We start from the raw sequence: 15,426 nt of genomic DNA on the forward strand, positions 1-15,426 counted from the left end.
AAGAAATGAACGCCACGACTGACACCCGGCCCGCCGTCGAGATCGTCCGCGTCCGCAAGGACTATGGCGGGGCGGTCGGCGTCGCCGATGTGTCGCTGAACGTCGGCAAGGGCGAGTTCGTGACACTGCTCGGCCCCTCCGGCTGCGGCAAGTCCACCCTGCTCGGCATGATTGCCGGCTTCGTCACGCCCACCGCCGGCAAGATCGTCGTCGACGGCATCGACCTTACCGAGGTCGAGCCCTACCGGCGCGATATCGGCATGGTGTTCCAATCCTACGCGCTGTTCCCGCACATGAACGTGTTCGACAACGTCGCCTTCGGCCTGCGCATGCGCAAATTGCCCAAGGCGGAGATCGAGACCGAGGTGCGGCGCGCCATCGACATGATGAAGCTGGGCGGCTTCGAGGAGCGGCGCGTGCGCCAGCTTTCCGGCGGCCAGCAGCAGCGCGTGGCGCTGGCCCGCGCCATCGTCATCCGCCCCAAGGTGCTGCTGCTCGACGAGCCGCTCTCGGCGCTCGACAAGAACCTGCGCGCGCAGATGCAGGTCGAGCTGTCGGACCTGCACCGCAAGACCGGCCTCACCACGATCTTTGTCACCCATGACCAGGGCGAGGCGCTGAGCCTTTCCGACCGCATCGTGGTGATGAATCGCGGCGAGGTGCAGCAGGTGGCGGCCCCGATCGAGCTATACCGCACGCCGGCCAACGGTTTCGTCGCCTCGTTCATCGGCGAGATCAACGCGCTTCCCGCCGCACGTTACGAAGTCGCCGGGGACGAGGCGGGGCTGGTGCTGCCTGGCATCGGGCGGCTCGCCGCGGCGCGGCGGCCGGAGTGGAGCTTCGCCCATGGCAGCGACGTGCATGCCTTTCTGCGACCCGAACAGGTGCATCCCGTGCGGGCCGGCGGCACCGCCGTCAATGCGGTGAACGGCGTCGTGACGGCCCACATCTATCAGGGCTCGCACACCATCACCCGCGTGCAGGTCGAGGGTATCGGCGCGCTTGAGACCCGGGTCACCGGATCGGAGATCATCGGCGATCACCCGGTTGGTACGACGATCACACTGGCGCTCGACGTCGGCCAGGCGGTTCTGCTGCCGGCGGGCTGAGGGAACGGCCTCTTCTCGTCATCCCGGCCGAAGGCGAAGCCGCAGAGCCGGGATCGCTCCCCGATTTTTCGCGATTCCGGATGGGCCTCACCGCCGTCCGGGATGACGGCCGTGAGGTGTCAGGCCAGCACCGTCTCGGCGTCGGTCGGGCGGTGGAACAGGAAGCCCTGATAGATCGTGGCCCCGAGCTCCTGCAGCTTGGTCAGCTGGGTCTGGTCCTCGACGCCCTCGGCGACGAGTTCGAGCTGGAGCGAGCGGGCGATGGAGATCGCCGCCTTCATCAGCGCCTTGTCGATCGGGTCGCTGAGCAGGTCGCGCGTCACCGTCCAGTCGATCTTGATGCCGTCGACCGGCAGGCGCTTGAGCGCCTCGAACGAATTGTAGCCATTGCCGAAATCATCGAGATAGACGTGGATGCCGCGCTGGCGCAGCTCGTGCAGGAAGCCGACGATCTCGCCGATGTCCTCCACCCCCTCGGTTTCCGTCACCTCGAGGCGGAGGGCGGTCTCCACGCCCGGATGCATGTCGAGCAGATCCATCAGATTGCGCTGGAAGCCGGTATCCGCCAGCGAATGCGCCCCGACATTCATGGAAACATATTGGTGCACGCCGCGGCTGATCAGCCGCATGGCGTAGCCGATCGCATGGCGGCAGACCCAGGCGTCGATGCGCCCCATCAGCCCGAGCCGCTGCGCGGCGGGCAGGAATTGCGAGGGCTGGCAGTAGGCGCCTTCCTCATCGACCAGCCGGATCAGCGCCTCATAGCCGAGTACGCGGTGCTCGTGGTCGACGATGGCCTGAAGGTGCAGGTGAAAGCGGCCGAGCTCGAGACCCATCTGGATCCGCTCGGCCCAGCTCAGCCGCTGCTGCGTGTTGTTCACCTTCGGGTCGCCGAGATCGTAGAGCTGGACACGGTCACGCCCGGATTCCTTGGCGACGTAGCAGGCCGTGTCGGCGGCGGCGATCAGGCTGGAAACGGTCTGCGGCCCGCTGCCAGTCGCGCGAACGAGGCCGATGCTGAGGCCGAGCGAGAAGGCGCGGCCGGCGATGTGGAACGGGTTGTTGTGCACGGCCGTGTTGAGCCGGCGGGCGATGCGCAGCGCGTCGCGCTCGTCGATATTGGTCAGTACGATGGCGAACTCGTCGCCGCCGAAACGCGCCAGCATGTCGTCGCCACGTAACTGCGCGCGCAGAAAATGCGCCACGTCGCGTAGCAGCTCGTCCGCCGCCGTATGGCCGACCGCGTCGTTTACCCCCTTGAAATGATCGATGTCGATCATGCCGATCCACACATTGCGTGGCTCGCCGTCGCGCAGGAGCTGGTCGAGACGTTCCTCCAGCGCGAAACGGTTGGGTAGGCCGGTGAGCAAATCGCTGCGGGCCTGGAGCGCCACGAGGCGCGCGAAGTCGGCCAGTGCCTCGGATTGCTGGCGCAACTGCTCGCGCACGGCGATGAGTTCGCTCTCGCGGCGCTTCTGTGCCGTTACGTCGGTCCAGATGCCGACCGTACAGCCATTGTCCATGCGGCGGTGGCCCGCCAGGAACCAGCTGCCGTCGCGCAGCGGAATTTCCACGCGCTCGTCCGACGATTGACTCAGTTGGTCGAGGCATTCGGAGATGAAGGTCGTGTCCACCTGCTCGGCGAACAAGCCATTCAATTGAGCCTGAGCAAAGAGTTCGGGCAGGCTCTGCCCCAGCATGATCGTAATGCCAGCGCGTGCGAAGAGCTGACGCATGCAGGCATTGGCGAGAAGGAGACGGCCATCCGGGCCGAGCAGCACGAAGCACTCGCCGATGCCGTCGATCGCCTCCAGCAGCTTCGACTCGGCCGCCTTCAGGTGAGAAATGTCGCTCCAGCTACATACGATGCCGCCATTGTCGGTTCGGCATTCGCGCACCTGCGCCCAGCCGCCACCCTCCAGCGGAACCTCGAAAGGTTCTCCATCCGCGCTCATATGGCGTCGAATGCGCTCGGCGACGTAGTCCTCGGGCTGGGACATGCGCGCCCACTCGCCGCTCGGGACGGAGGCCAGGGCGAAGAACGTGAAACCGTGGAGGTCGCCGAGCTGCTCAAGGAAAGGAAACATCTCCAGGAAGCGGCGATTGTGAATGATAAGCTGGTCCTTGTCGTCGAAGACGGCGAAGCCGTCCCCCAAGGAGTCGAGCGCCGCGGCCAGTTCGCCGGCATCGAAGTCCGCCGCCTTCTCACCAGTCAACAGCCTACCTCCCGGCCGTTTAGTTTGCCTGGTTCTCACCATTATCGATCGGCCCGCCCATCGTTTCGCCCCCTGTCTCGCGTTTCAAGACTAGGAAACGCCACTTTCCACGGCACTTGATGCCGGCTTCCGCAATTCCGACATTGCCGGCATTTGAATACTATTCTCTACCGGGAGCAAGTCGCTCTCACAAACTCGTTTAAATTTGGGACACTAGGGTTTACACAATTTGGTCGTAAGCAAACATTCGGAGGTGTCCGATGGCAGAGGTTTCCCCTGTTTCGCGAACGGTAGCGCGATGGGGGCTGGTCGTCGGGCTTGCCGTCCTGCTGGCTGCGGCGATCGGTCTGTGGGCGCGTCACGGTGCTGCCGTTTTCTTCGACATGGTGGCGGCTGGCTTCGCCTATTGCTTCTGAGCCGAATCCAGCCATGCGGCCGCGCGAGCGGACGGCTCTTCCGACCGGGTGAAACATTCGCCCGGAAAGGTGGCGTTCCGGACCACGTGGATGGCCTTCAAACAGGTGCCGATGCATGCCCAACCGCCGTGTCCTGCTTCTCCTCGCCGCCTTCGTTCTCGGTGCCGCGGTGATTGTCGGCGCCACGCTCGCCCTGCTGCCCCGCGCGAGTTCACCGATCGCCAGCGCCACCACGATTGGCGGGCCGTTCGAGCTGGTGGATCAGGACGGCCAAAAGGTAACCCAGGATAGTTTCCTGAGCCAGCCGGCGCTCGTCTTCTTCGGTTTCACCCACTGTCCCGACATCTGCCCGACCACACTGTTCGAGATGTCGCAGCTTTTTGAAGAGCTCGGCCCGGACGCACGCAATGCGACCGGCCTGTTCATCACCGTCGACCCCGAGCGCGACACGCCCGAGGCGATGAAGTCCTATCTCGGCAGTTTCCACCCTAGCATACAGGGACTTTCGGGCACGCCTGCGCAGATTGCTGCGGTGATCAAGGCCTACCGTGCCTACGCCAAGAAGGTGCCGACCAGCGGCGGAGACTACACCATGGACCACACAGCCATCGTGTATCTGATGGGCAAGGACGGCGAGTTCATCGCCCCGTTCAACCTCAAGCGTCCGCCGTCCGAGGCCGCCGCCGATCTGCGCCGCTATTTGTAGGGCGGACGAGGCGGACCTTCCGGAGGCGGCGGCGCGAGGTGCGCGCCAGCCCGTGGTCGGTCTTCTCCCAGAGCTGCGGTGCGCAGACCAGTTGAAGTACCGCGCGCCACGCGGCGAGCGACATCATCAGCCAGTAGACCGGCATAAGCGGCAGGACGCGCCACAGGCCGGCAATGCGCCGGCGCCGCATGCCGAGTGCCGTGCACAGGATGGCACCGGAATAGCCGACCAGGAAGACGGCAAGACCGATGCCTTCGACGGCGATAGCGGCGGTCTCGAGTGGCGCAGGGCGGCCGACCATCAGGTTCCAGGAAACGGTGAACAGGAAGAAGGGGTGAATCATGGCGGCCGCCACGCCCCCTCCGACCAGGAGAAAGAAGGCGGCGCCGCTGCCCGGCCCGGCGTCCCGCATCAGTGCCAGCGGGTGCCGCCCGTGCACCAGCAAGGTCTGCATCCAGCCCTTGTACCAGCGCGTGCGCTGGCGCAGCCAGGCCCGCCAGTGCCGGGGTGCCTCTTCGTCGGTCGTCGAAGCGATGACCGCGGCCCGCCAGCCATGCCGCGCCAGGCGGATACCGAGATCGGCATCCTCGGTCACATTGTAGGGATCCCATCCCCCGGCCGCGTCGAGCGCCTCGCGGCGGAAATGGTTCGAGGTTCCACCCAGAGGAAAGGGCAGCCGGCAAGTGCCGAGCATGGGCAGCAGGACGTCGAAGTGGCCGGCATATTCAGCGGCGAACTGCCGCGTGATCCAGCCGTCGTCCACATTGTCGATGGCCAGTCGCGCCTGCACGCAGCCGATCTCCCGCCCGGCGCGGCTGCGGAACACGGCGCAGGCGCGCCGGAGCTGATCGGGATCGGGAATGTCCTCCGCGTCATAGATGCCGACATAAGCGCCCCGCGCGAAGGGCAGGGCGACGTTCAGCGCCTTCGGCTTGGTGCGCGGCCCGATATCGGGAGCCGTGATAACCTCGAAGCAGGGATGACGCGCGTGGCGCGCCAGCGCGGCGGCCGTGGCGGGATCGTCCGCCTCGATGACCAGCAGGACCTGCAGCTTCTCCCGGGGATAGTCGATCGCTTCAAGCGCCGCCACCAGCTGGGGCACGATGCGGGCCTCTTGGTAGAGTGCGACGATGAGCGAATAGGTCGGCAGCAGCCGATCGTCCCGCAGCGGCGCCCGGCTGGCCTCGATCGAGGGGGCCAGGCATGCGCCGAGGCGCAGGATGGTCCAGCCGAGCAGCACCAAGCTGACGATGGCCGCGAGGGCAACCGCCAGCGGACCCGGCGCCTCGTTCAGGACGACGGGAATCAGCGCCAGCAGCAAGGCGAGCGCGGCGAAGATGAAGCGGCTCGCCCCTAACGTGCCGGCACTGGCGCGCGGCTGCGTCCGTCGCAGCCAGAGGGCCGCGTGCTCGGCGAGAATGCCGCCGAAGCGTCGCCGGACATAGGCGCTGAGGCGCTCGGGCGTTGTCAGCAGGATCGAGGAATGCAGGTCCGGCCAAGTGGCGGCCAATGGGGTGGCGGCCAGTCGGGTGGCGAGTCCCCGCAGCTTCTGGCCGCGCGCGGCGACCACCAGCTTGCCGTCGGTTCTGCGCATCACACCCGTGCGCAGCAGCGCGGCGAGATCGGCATGGGCCGGACGCGGCATTGCGGAGGTGGGCGCTTCGCCGGCCAGTGGCGCGAAGGCGACGCCGAGATGCCTTGAGGCCGCCTGGGCCAGCGCATCGGCACTGAGTGCGCCGCTGGCGAGCAGAACTTCATCGGCGCCGGCTCCGACGAAACGGGCGCGGTGCAATGCGTAGATGAGGTCGCCGACCGTGAGCTGGTCGACGACGCCGGCGATCTCGACGGGCAGGTCCGCGCTGCCCGCGTGCCCGCTCTGCATATGTGCCTTCGGTTTCATCGCCAGCCCCCTAGCGAAGCAACACGCGACCACTCGCCTCACGGCGTGCGTCGCGCTAGAAGGTGGTGCGGCGCAAGCGTTCCGGCCGTGGCAGGTGCGAGGCCAGTTTGAGGTATTCCGGTCATTCTCGTCGAGTCTTTCGACTCGCTGCCGTGCTTGGTGTTGCCTCGCTCGCGTGGAGCTTTGTGCCGGCGCGTGCACAGACGGCCGGCCCACCGGCTGCCCAGACCGTGCAAGGCGTTGCCGTGCCGGGGTTCTGGGACCCCAAGCGGCGGCCCGAGCGGCCGGACGTGACACGGTTGCCGACCCAGATCCGCTTCGTGACGACTGACGACTACCCGCCCTTCAGCTTCCGCGACGCGGCGGGCCAGCCTTCCGGCTTCAATGTCGATATTGCGCGCGCCATCTGCAACGAATTCGCGGTCACGTGTACGCTGCAGGTGCTGCCCTTCGATGCGCTGGTGGCGGCGCTGGAGGAGGGCAAGGCGGACGCGGCCATCGCCGGTATCGCCATCACCCCCGCGACGCGGCAGACGGTGGATTTCACCGACCGCTATTTTCGCTCGCCGGCCCGCTTCGCCGCGCGCCGCGGCAGCGACATTGCCGGCATCACACCCGATGGCGTTGCTTCCCGGAAAGTGGGTGTCGTCGCCGGCACGGCGCACGAAGCCTATTTGCGCGACCTGTTCTCCGAGACCGCGATCCGTTCCTTCCCGACTCCCGAGGCGACGCGCGAAGCCTTGCAGAAGGGCGAGATCGACCTCGTCTTCGGCGACGGGGTGCAACTCGCCCTCTGGCTCAATGGCACGGCGTCGAACAATTGCTGCGCCTTCGTCGGGGGGCCATTCACCGAGAGCCTTTATTTCGGCGAGGGCATGGGCATCGCCGTCAAGCGCGGCAATGACGCGCTGCGCCAATCGCTCAATTACGCGCTGGCCCAGCTCTGGGAGGAAGGGGTCTATACCGACCTCTATCTGCGCTGGTTTCCCATCAGCGTTTATTGACGCAAGGCTCCACACTACCTAGAGCATGCGTGATGGCGCCCATGCGGCGCCTTTTTCCGCTTTTTCCGCAGAAAGCCCAGGAGGGCACATCATGACGGCGACCGCTCCGGTCGAGGATTTTGCAGCCGAACTGCGCACGCTGGCGGAGAATGCCGGCGCGTGGCCGTTCGAGGAGGCCCGCAAGATCGTCGAGCGTCTGAAGCGGAAACCGAAGGATGAGGTGCTGTTCGAGACCGGCTACGGCCCCTCGGGCCTGCCCCATATCGGCACGTTCGGCGAGGTGGCGCGCACCACCATGGTGCGCCACGCCTTCCATGTGCTGACCGAGGGCAAGATCCCCACGCGCCTGCTGTGCTTCTCCGACGACATGGACGGCATGCGCAAGATTCCGGACAACGTGCCGGACCCCGCCGCGTTGAAGCCCTATCTGCAGATGCCGCTGACCGTGGTGCCGAACCCGTTCGGTGGCGGCTATGCCAGCTTCGGCGACCACAACAACGCGATGCTGCGGCGCTTCCTCGACACGTTCGGCTTCGAGTACGAGTTCGCCAGCGCGACGGAATACTACAAGTCCGGCAAGCTCGATGCGGTGCTGCTGAAGGCGGCGGAGAAGTACGACGCCATCATGGAAGTCATGCTGCCGACGCTCGGCGAGGAGCGGCAGGCGACCTATTCGCCCTTCCTGCCGATCTCGCCGGTCTCCGGCCGCGTGCTCTACGTGCCGCTGCTGGCCGTCGACGCCAAGGCCGGCACCGTCACCTTCACCGACGAGGACGGGGTGGACAAGACCCTGCCCGTGACCGGCGGTAAGGTGAAGCTGCAGTGGAAGCCGGATTTCGGCGCCCGCTGGGCGGCGCTCGACGTCGATTTCGAGATGTTCGGCAAGGACCACCAGACCAACGCGCCGATCTATGACCGGATCTGCGAGATACTCGATGGTGTCGCGCCCGAACACTTCGTTTATGAGCTGTTCCTCGACGAGAACGGCCAGAAGATCTCGAAGTCCAAGGGCAATGGCCTGACCATCGACGAGTGGCTGACCTATGCCAGCCCCGAGAGCCTGGCGCTGTACATGTTCCAGTCGCCGCGCTCGGCCAAGAAGCTGCATTTCGACGTCATCCCGAAGGCGGTGGACGAGTATTTCAACTTCCTCGCCCGCTATCCCCAGCAGGACTGGAAGAACCGCCTCGGCAATCCGGTGTGGCACATCCACTCCGGCAACCCGCCGGTGGAGGAGCTGCCGCTGACCTTCGGCCTGCTGCTGAAGCTCGCCTCGGCCTCCAATGCCGAGGATAAGGGCGTGCTCTGGCGCTTCATCGAGCGCTACGCGCCCGGCACCTCGCCGGACACGCATCCCACGCTCGACCAGCTCGCCGGCTATGCCGTGCGCTACTTCGTCGACCGTGTGAAGCCGCGCCGCAGCTTCCGCCTGCCGGACGAGGTGGAGGCCAAGGCGCTCGCCGCGCTCGACGCCGCGCTGGCGCAGGTCGATGGCGAGGATCGCGACGCCATCCAGAACGCGGTGCTCGATGTCGGCCGCGCCGAGCCGCGCTACCAGGACCACAAGCGCACGAGCCCGACCGGCGGCCCCGGCGTGACCTTCGCCTGGTTCAGCGCGCTCTACGAATTGCTGCTGGGCGAGAAGGAAGGGCCGCGCTTCGGCTCCTTCGTCGCCGCCTACGGCATTCCGGAGACGCGCGCGCTGATCGCCCGCGCGCTGGCTGGCGAACTGGCAAGCGGAGCCGCCTGACCCCAGGGTCCGGCGGCGGTCGCGGAAGGGCGGCAAATATGGCCAGACGCCACAAGGGGCGGATCGACCTCAGGGTCGATAATCCCGAGCAATTGCTCGATATGCTCGATCCGTTTCCCTTCCGCGAGCGCGGGCTGGATGGGGATGTCGATGAATATATCGGCGAGCGTGCCGGCGAGATGGCGCCGGACGAGCCGCTCGCCATCGTCGTTCACCTGCCGGCCGTTCGGCTCGCCGGCGACCTGGCGCAGGGGCTGCCCGCCATCGTGCAGGGGCATTTCGAGCGGCAGGCCGAGCGGCGCAGCACCGAGCTGTCGCGCCTGTTCTCGCTCGGCCGCATGATGCTGCTGATAGGGCTCGTCGTGCTCGGCCTGTGCCTGGTGATCGGCCAGTTCCTCGTCGGCCTGTTCCCGGATTCCCGCCTCGCCGAGGTGGTGATGGAGGGCCTCATCATCCTCGGCTGGGTCGCCAACTGGCGTCCGATGGAGATCTTCCTGTTCGACTGGTGGCCGCTGGTGCAGGAGCGCCGGCTCTATCGCCGCCTTGCCCATGCTCCGGTGACGGTGGTGGCGCAGGAAGCGGCGGCGCAGGAAACGGCAGCGTAAGCCCTCAAGCCTTCGCCGCCAATGACTTCTCGCGCAGCGTCGTGAGCGTCGTCGTCGGGGTGATCGCCTCCGGGTCCAGCTTCACATGCACGATGGCGGGCTGGCCCGAGGCGAAGGCCGCGTCCAAGGCCGGCTTGAACTCGGCGTCGGTTTCCACCGTGATGCCGAAGCCGCCAAAGGCGCGGGCATAGGCGGCGAAGTCGGGGTTTTTCAGCGTCGTGCCGTAGACGCGGCCGGGATATTCGCGCTCCTGATGCATGCGGATGGTGCCGTACATGCCGTTGTCGATCAGCACCACCACCACCGGGATGCCGTACTGGACGGCGGTGGCGAATTCTTGGCCCGTCATCAGGAAATCGCCGTCGCCCGCCACCGCCACCACCGTGCGCTCGGGCGCGGCGCGCTTGGCGGCGATCGCCGCTGGCACGCCGTAGCCCATCGAACCCGAGGTCGGTGCCAGCTGTGTGCCGAAGGCGCGGAAGCGATGGAAGCGGTGCACCCAGATGGCGAAATTGCCGGCGCCGTTGCAGATGATGGAATCCCTCGGCAAATCCCGGAGATAGCGCACCAGCGTTGCCATCTGTACCGCGCCGGGATTGCTCGGGGGCGTCTCGGTCCAGCCGAGATAGTCCGCCCGCGCGGCCTCACGCCAGCCGGCCCACGCGATGGAGTTGGGCGGCTGCACGCCCTCCAGCGCGGCGGCGAAGGCGGATGCTGAGGCGTTGATGGCGAGAGCGGGCTGGTAGACCCGGCCGAGTTCGTCCGGGTCGGCATGCACATGCACCAGCGTCACGCCGGGATCGGGAATGCCGTAGAGGCTGTAGCCCTGCGAGGGCACTTCGCCGAGCCGGCCGCCCGCGACGATGACGAGGTCGGCCTCCCTCAGCCGCGCCACCAGCTTCGGGTTGATGCCGAGCCCGACATCGCCGGCATAGCTCTGGTGATCGGCCGGAAACAGCATCTGCCGGCGGAAGGAGGCCGCGACCGGCAGATCGAAACGCTCGGCAAAGCGCACGACGGAGGCGATGGCCTTGGGGTTCCAGCGGGCGCCGCCGAGGATCATGACGGGCTTGGAGGCTGCCCAGAGCATTTTCTGCAGCCGCATCATGTCGGTCAGGCCGGGCCATGTCTCGGCGGGCTCGACCGGCGGCGCGTCGGGAACGGAGGCGATCTCGCTCAGCACGTCTTCCGGCAGCGCGATCACCACCGGCCCCGGCCGGCCTTGCATGGCGACGCGGAAGGCGCGGGCGATGATCTCGGGGATGCGCGCCGCCTCGTCGATCTCCACCGCCCATTTCGCCAGCGTGCCGAACACGGCGCGGTAGTCCACCTCCTGGAACGCCTCGCGCCCGCGCATGGAGCGCGAGATCTGCCCGACGAACAGGATCATCGGCGTCGAATCCTGCTGGGCGACATGTACGCCCGCGCTGGCATTGGTCGCGCCCGGCCCGCGCGTGACGAAGCAGATGCCGGGCTTGCCGGTCAGCTTGCCCACCGCCTCCGCCATCATCGCCGCGCCGCTCTCCTGCCGGCAGATGACGAAGTCGACCGCCGTGTCGGCAAGCGCGTCGAGCACGTCGAGATAGCTTTCGCCGGGCACGCCGAAGGCGCGCTCGACACCATTGGCAATGAGTGCGTCCACGAGGATGCGGGCGCCGGTGCGGGGAGCGGGGGAGGTGGGCTGGGTCATGAGCGTCACAGGGGCGAGGTCACGGGACGAGGCGCGCACTCTAGTTCCCGGCAACAGGCAAGGCGAGTAGGCCTTTCACGGATTCCCGCACCCGCTTCAGGCAAATCCGATCCAGCGCCCGGCGACGAGGACGCCGAGCCAGATGAGCGCCGAGGTGGCAGCCGACAGCTTCACACTGGTGGGCACAACGCCCGTGGCAAGCGCCCGGCGATAGGCCGGATTGGCATGTTGAACGCCGATATTGGCGAGGGCGAGGGCAATGAACACCAGCTTCCAGCCGAAGGCCGGGTTGGCGAGATATTCCGTCGGGCGGACGGTGAACAGCCACGCTCCCGTCATCACGGCGAGGCCGAGCCCGAGACCGGCAACCGACGAGAGCATCGGCGCAATTAGAGCCATCGGCAGGCGAGGCCACACGCCCATCAGCCTCAAATCCAGGATGAGGATCGGGCCGACCAGCAGCGCTATGCCGAGGATGTGCGCAGCGTTCACCAGGAGATAGGCGATCCACGAGGCGCGCAGCCATTGCGCGCCGGGCCAGCCGCCGAGATCGCTCGCGAGCTGTGTCAGAGTCTCCACAGCGGCGCTCAGTTGGTGTCGATCCGCTCCGGATACATGTCGTAGTTCCTGCCGGCGATGGTGATCCGCACTGCCTTCATATGGGCCTTGGCCGAATCGAGGTTGCGGTTGCCGAGCACGGTAACGGCGTCGCCCGGCTTGGCGGTGTTGCCGGTGAAGCCAGAAGCGGCGGTCTGGCGTGGATTGCCGAGATCGACCTGCCACACTGTGCCGTCCTGCGCGGTGACGTGCAGCGTGGGGTGCGGCGGCGCCATGGAGATGGTCTTGATGGTGCCCTGCAGCGTGATCTTCTCGCTGTTAGCCCATGACCAGCCGTGATGGGCAAGCGCGGGTGCGGCGGCGGCGAGAAGCATGCCGACGCCGAAGGCGGCGATCATCTGCCGGGTGGGGACGCGCATGGGAGCCTCCTGTCGTTGCGGAAGTCCGGGGATAATGGGCGCGCCGACACGCCAGGGCGAGCCTCGCGCCGCTCAACTTTCCGCAAGCGGCGATCCGGCGGGCAGCCGGCTGCGTAGCAGGACCGGAGACGCAGCCGTCTCCAACGTTCCGACGAGGGGAGGTTTGATGCGATTGACGACGCTGTGCTCCGTCGCGCTGGCTGGGCTGTTGCCCGCCACGCACGCCGCTGCCGCCGAACTTTCCGCCGCAGACATTCGTCGCGAGATCGTCGGCCGGCAGGTCTTTCTCGCCGTGCCGCTCGGCGGGGAATTTCCGCTCAACTACCATGCCGACGGACGCGTGGACGGCGATGGCGACGCCGTCGGCCTCGGTCGCATGGCGCAGCCGACGGATCAGGGCCGGTGGTGGATCGACGACGACCGGCTCTGCCAGAAATTCGCTATCTGGTACGACGGCAAGCCCATGTGCTTCACGCTGATCCGCATCGGCGAAGGTCAGGTGGCATGGCAGCGCGACAATGGCGACACGGGCACCGCCCGCATCGGCGAGCGGATCGTGGCGCGCTGAACGCGCCGCGCAGCGTCACACGTCGACGCTGGCGCGCAGGGCGTTGTCCTGGATGAACTCGCGGCGCGGTTCGACCACGTCGCCCATCAGGCGGTTGAACAGGTCGTCGGCGTCGGCGACCTCCTTCACCTTCACCTGCAGGAGCGAGCGGGCGTTGACGTCGAGCGTGGTCTCCCACAGCTGCTCGGCATTCATCTCGCCGAGGCCTTTGTAGCGCTGCAGCGAAATGCCCTTGCGGCCGGCGTCGGTGACGGCGTCGAACAGGTCCATCGGGCCATAGACCACCGTCTCGACGCCTCTGCGGCGCAGCGTGGCAGGCTCGGCGTGGACGTCCTGCAGTTCGGCGGCGAGGCTGTCGAGCCGGCGCGCCTCCGCCGAGCCGACGAAGGCGGCATCGAGCGTTGCGACTTCCTTCACGCCACGCACGGTGCGCACGAACTTGAAGCCGGAGCCGTCCGCCTCGCCGGTCCAGCCGCGCTCGGTCTGTTCGGCAATGAGGTTGAGGCGCTCCGCTACCGCGGCAGCGGTCGCGGAGGCACGCTCCTCCTCGATGAGCAGGCCCGGCGCCAGCGCGCCGGCGATGGCCGCCTGTTCCACCACGGCGCGGTTGTAGCGTGGGTGCAGGCCGTTCATCACATGGCGGAAGGAGCGGGCGTTCTCGAGCACCTGATGCAGATCGCCGCCGGCGCGTGCCTCGCCCGAGGGCAACAGCAGCGCCGCCTCCTCGAGGCCCTGATTGATCAGGTGGTCCTCAAGCGAGCGCTCATCCTTCAGATACTGCTCGGACTTGCCGCGCGAAACCTTATAGAGCGGCGGCTGGGCGATGTAGACATGGCCGCGTTCCAGCAGCTCCGGCATTTGCCGGAAGAAGAAGGTCAGCAGCAGGGTGCGAATGTGGGAGCCGTCCACGTCCGCGTCCGTCATGATGATGATCTTGTGGTAACGCAACTTCTCGGCATTGAAGTCGTCGCGACCGATGCCGGTGCCGAGCGCGGTGATCAGCGTGCCGATCATCTCGGACGACAGCATCTTGTCGAAGCGCGCGCGCTCCACGTTCAGGATCTTGCCGCGTAGCGGCAGGATGGCCTGGAAGGCGCGGTTGCGGCCCATCTTGGCGGAGCCGCCGGCCGAGTCGCCCTCGACGATGAATAGTTCGGACTTGGCCGGGTCGCGCTCCTGGCAGTCGGCGAGCTTGCCGGGCAGGGAGGCGACGTCGAGCGGGTTCTTGCGGCGGGTGAGTTCGCGCGCCTTGCGGGCGGCCTCGCGCGCGGCGGCGGCCTCCACCACCTTGGTGACGAGCACCTTGCCCTCAGCCGGATGCTCCTCCAGCCAGGTGCCGAGCGCGTCGTTCACCAGCGCCTCGACCACCGGGCGTACCTCGGAGGAGACCAGCTTGTCCTTGGTCTGCGAGGAGAATTTCGGGTCGGGCACCTTGACCGAAAGCACGGCGGTCAGTCCTTCGCGGCAATCCTCGCCGGTGGGGTCGACCTTCTCCTTCTTGGCGATGCCGGTGCGCTCGGAATAGCCGATGACTTGGCGCGTCAGCGCGGCGGCGAAGCCGGTGAAGTGGGTACCGCGATCGCGCTGGGGGATGTTGTTGGTGAAGCAGAGCACGTTCTCGTGGTAGCCGTCGTTCCATGACAGCGCGCATTCCACCATGATGCCGTCGCGCTCGGCGCGGATGACGATGGGCTTCGGCAGCAGCGCTTGCTTGGAGCGGTCGAGATACTGCACGAAGGCCTCGACGCCGCCCTCATACATCATCTCCTCGCGCTTCACCTCGGCATGGCGGGCATCGGTCAGCACGATGCGCACGCCGGAATTGAGGAAGGCGAGCTCGCGCAGCCGGTGCTCCAGCGTGGCGTAGTCGAATTCGATATGGGTGAAGGTGTTCGGGCTCGGCACGAAGGTGACCATGGTGCCGCGCTGGCCTTCCGGCGCCGGTCCCTTCACCGCCAGCGGCGCCTCGGCGTCGCCGTTGCGGAAGCGCATATGGTGCTCCAGCCCGTTGCGCCAGATGGTGAGGTCGAGCGTGGTGGAGAGTGCGTTCACCACCGAGACGCCGACGCCGTGCAGGCCGCCGGAGACCTTGTAGGAGTTCTGGTTGAACTTACCGCCGGCGTGCAGCTGGGTCATGATGACCTCGGCCGCCGAAACGCCTTCCTCCGAGTGGATGTCGGTGGGGATGCCGCGGCCATTGTCGGTCACGGTGACCGAGCCTTCGGCGTTCAGCGTGACGGTCACTTCGTCGGCATAGCCCGCCAGCGCCTCGTCGATGGCGTTGTCCACTACCTCATAGACCATGTGGTGCAGGCCCGAGCCGTCATCGGTGTCGCCGATATACATGCCGGGACGCTTGCGCACCGCGTCGAGACCGCGAAGCACCTGGATCGACTGCGCGCCATAGTCATCCCCGTTCGGTGCGGGGGGCTGGGCGTTGTCGGAATCGGCCATGGGTCAAGCTCTGCGAATCGTTTGAATTGAC

At 66.9% G+C, this 15,426-nt stretch carries 13 protein-coding genes; 7 read left to right on the forward strand and 6 right to left on the reverse strand.

The window, feature by feature from the left end:
- Positions 1–5: 5 nt before the first annotated feature.
- A complete protein-coding gene (locus tag ACO2RV_RS01390) occupies positions 6–1,109 on the forward strand; it encodes an ABC transporter ATP-binding protein (protein ID WP_423289026.1) in 1,104 nt (367 codons plus the stop codon).
- 119 nt (positions 1,110–1,228) lie between these two features.
- Here ACO2RV_RS01390 and ACO2RV_RS01395 read toward each other — a convergent pair whose 3' ends face one another.
- Positions 1,229–3,325 (reverse strand): putative bifunctional diguanylate cyclase/phosphodiesterase, encoded by a 2,097-nt coding sequence (locus ACO2RV_RS01395; protein WP_423289028.1) that lies wholly within the window; start codon positions 3,323–3,325, stop codon positions 1,229–1,231.
- Positions 3,326–3,585: 260 nt separating this feature from the next.
- Here ACO2RV_RS01395 and ACO2RV_RS01400 point away from each other — a divergent pair, with 260 nt between their 5' ends.
- Complete coding sequence (locus ACO2RV_RS01400; RefSeq protein ID WP_423289030.1) at positions 3,586–3,741, forward strand: hypothetical protein; 156 nt, start codon at positions 3,586–3,588, stop codon at positions 3,739–3,741.
- A 115-nt stretch (positions 3,742–3,856) separates the two neighbouring features.
- Positions 3,857–4,447 (forward strand): SCO family protein, encoded by a 591-nt coding sequence (locus ACO2RV_RS01405; RefSeq protein ID WP_423289032.1) that lies wholly within the window; start codon positions 3,857–3,859, stop codon positions 4,445–4,447.
- Here the strand turns inward: ACO2RV_RS01405 and ACO2RV_RS01410 are convergent.
- Complete coding sequence (locus tag ACO2RV_RS01410; protein ID WP_423289034.1) at positions 4,398–6,329, reverse strand: glycosyltransferase; 1,932 nt, start codon at positions 6,327–6,329, stop codon at positions 4,398–4,400. The genes ACO2RV_RS01405 and ACO2RV_RS01410 overlap by 50 nt on opposite strands.
- A 263-nt stretch (positions 6,330–6,592) precedes the next feature.
- On the opposite strand from ACO2RV_RS01410, the gene ACO2RV_RS01415 reads away from it, so the two are divergent.
- The 3 genes from ACO2RV_RS01415 to ACO2RV_RS01425 all read left to right on the forward strand — a co-directional run bounded on the left by ACO2RV_RS01415 (position 6,593) and on the right by ACO2RV_RS01425 (position 9,706).
- Positions 6,593–7,351: a transporter substrate-binding domain-containing protein gene (locus ACO2RV_RS01415; RefSeq protein WP_423289036.1), complete on the forward strand. Its 759-nt coding sequence runs from the start codon at positions 6,593–6,595 to the stop codon at positions 7,349–7,351.
- A 91-nt stretch (positions 7,352–7,442) separates the two neighbouring features.
- A complete protein-coding gene (locus tag ACO2RV_RS01420; protein ID WP_423289038.1) occupies positions 7,443–9,101 on the forward strand; it encodes a lysine--tRNA ligase in 1,659 nt (552 codons plus the stop codon).
- Between the two features lie 38 nt (positions 9,102–9,139).
- Complete coding sequence (locus tag ACO2RV_RS01425; protein ID WP_423289040.1) at positions 9,140–9,706, forward strand: hypothetical protein; 567 nt, start codon at positions 9,140–9,142, stop codon at positions 9,704–9,706.
- A 4-nt stretch (positions 9,707–9,710) separates the two neighbouring features.
- Here ACO2RV_RS01425 and ACO2RV_RS01430 read toward each other — a convergent pair whose 3' ends face one another.
- The 3 genes from ACO2RV_RS01430 to ACO2RV_RS01440 all read right to left on the reverse strand — a co-directional run bounded on the left by ACO2RV_RS01430 (position 9,711) and on the right by ACO2RV_RS01440 (position 12,373).
- On the reverse strand, positions 9,711–11,396 hold the full coding sequence (locus ACO2RV_RS01430) for a thiamine pyrophosphate-binding protein (RefSeq protein ID WP_423289042.1): 1,686 nt from the start codon (positions 11,394–11,396) through the stop codon (positions 9,711–9,713).
- Between the two features lie 96 nt (positions 11,397–11,492).
- Entirely contained in the window at positions 11,493–11,975 is a 483-nt protein-coding gene (locus tag ACO2RV_RS01435; protein WP_423289044.1) for a DUF6644 family protein, read from the reverse strand.
- An 8-nt stretch (positions 11,976–11,983) separates the two neighbouring features.
- A complete protein-coding gene (locus ACO2RV_RS01440) occupies positions 11,984–12,373 on the reverse strand; it encodes a DUF6152 family protein (RefSeq protein ID WP_423289046.1) in 390 nt (129 codons plus the stop codon).
- Positions 12,374–12,539: 166 nt separating this feature from the next.
- Between ACO2RV_RS01440 and ACO2RV_RS01445 the strand changes: the two genes are divergently transcribed.
- Positions 12,540–12,941 carry a hypothetical protein gene (locus ACO2RV_RS01445; protein ID WP_423289048.1) on the forward strand — a complete coding sequence of 134 codons (402 nt, stop codon included), beginning with the start codon at positions 12,540–12,542 and terminating at the stop codon, positions 12,939–12,941.
- A 15-nt stretch (positions 12,942–12,956) separates the two neighbouring features.
- Here ACO2RV_RS01445 and gyrB read toward each other — a convergent pair whose 3' ends face one another.
- The gene (gyrB, locus tag ACO2RV_RS01450) at positions 12,957–15,395 is read right to left on the reverse strand and encodes a DNA topoisomerase (ATP-hydrolyzing) subunit B (protein WP_423289050.1); all 2,439 of its coding nucleotides are present in this window, start codon (positions 15,393–15,395) and stop codon (positions 12,957–12,959) included.
- Positions 15,396–15,426 lie beyond the last annotated feature (31 nt).

This window comes from Ancylobacter sp. VNQ12, assembly GCF_049445835.1.
Lineage (GTDB): Bacteria > Pseudomonadota > Alphaproteobacteria > Rhizobiales > Xanthobacteraceae > Ancylobacter.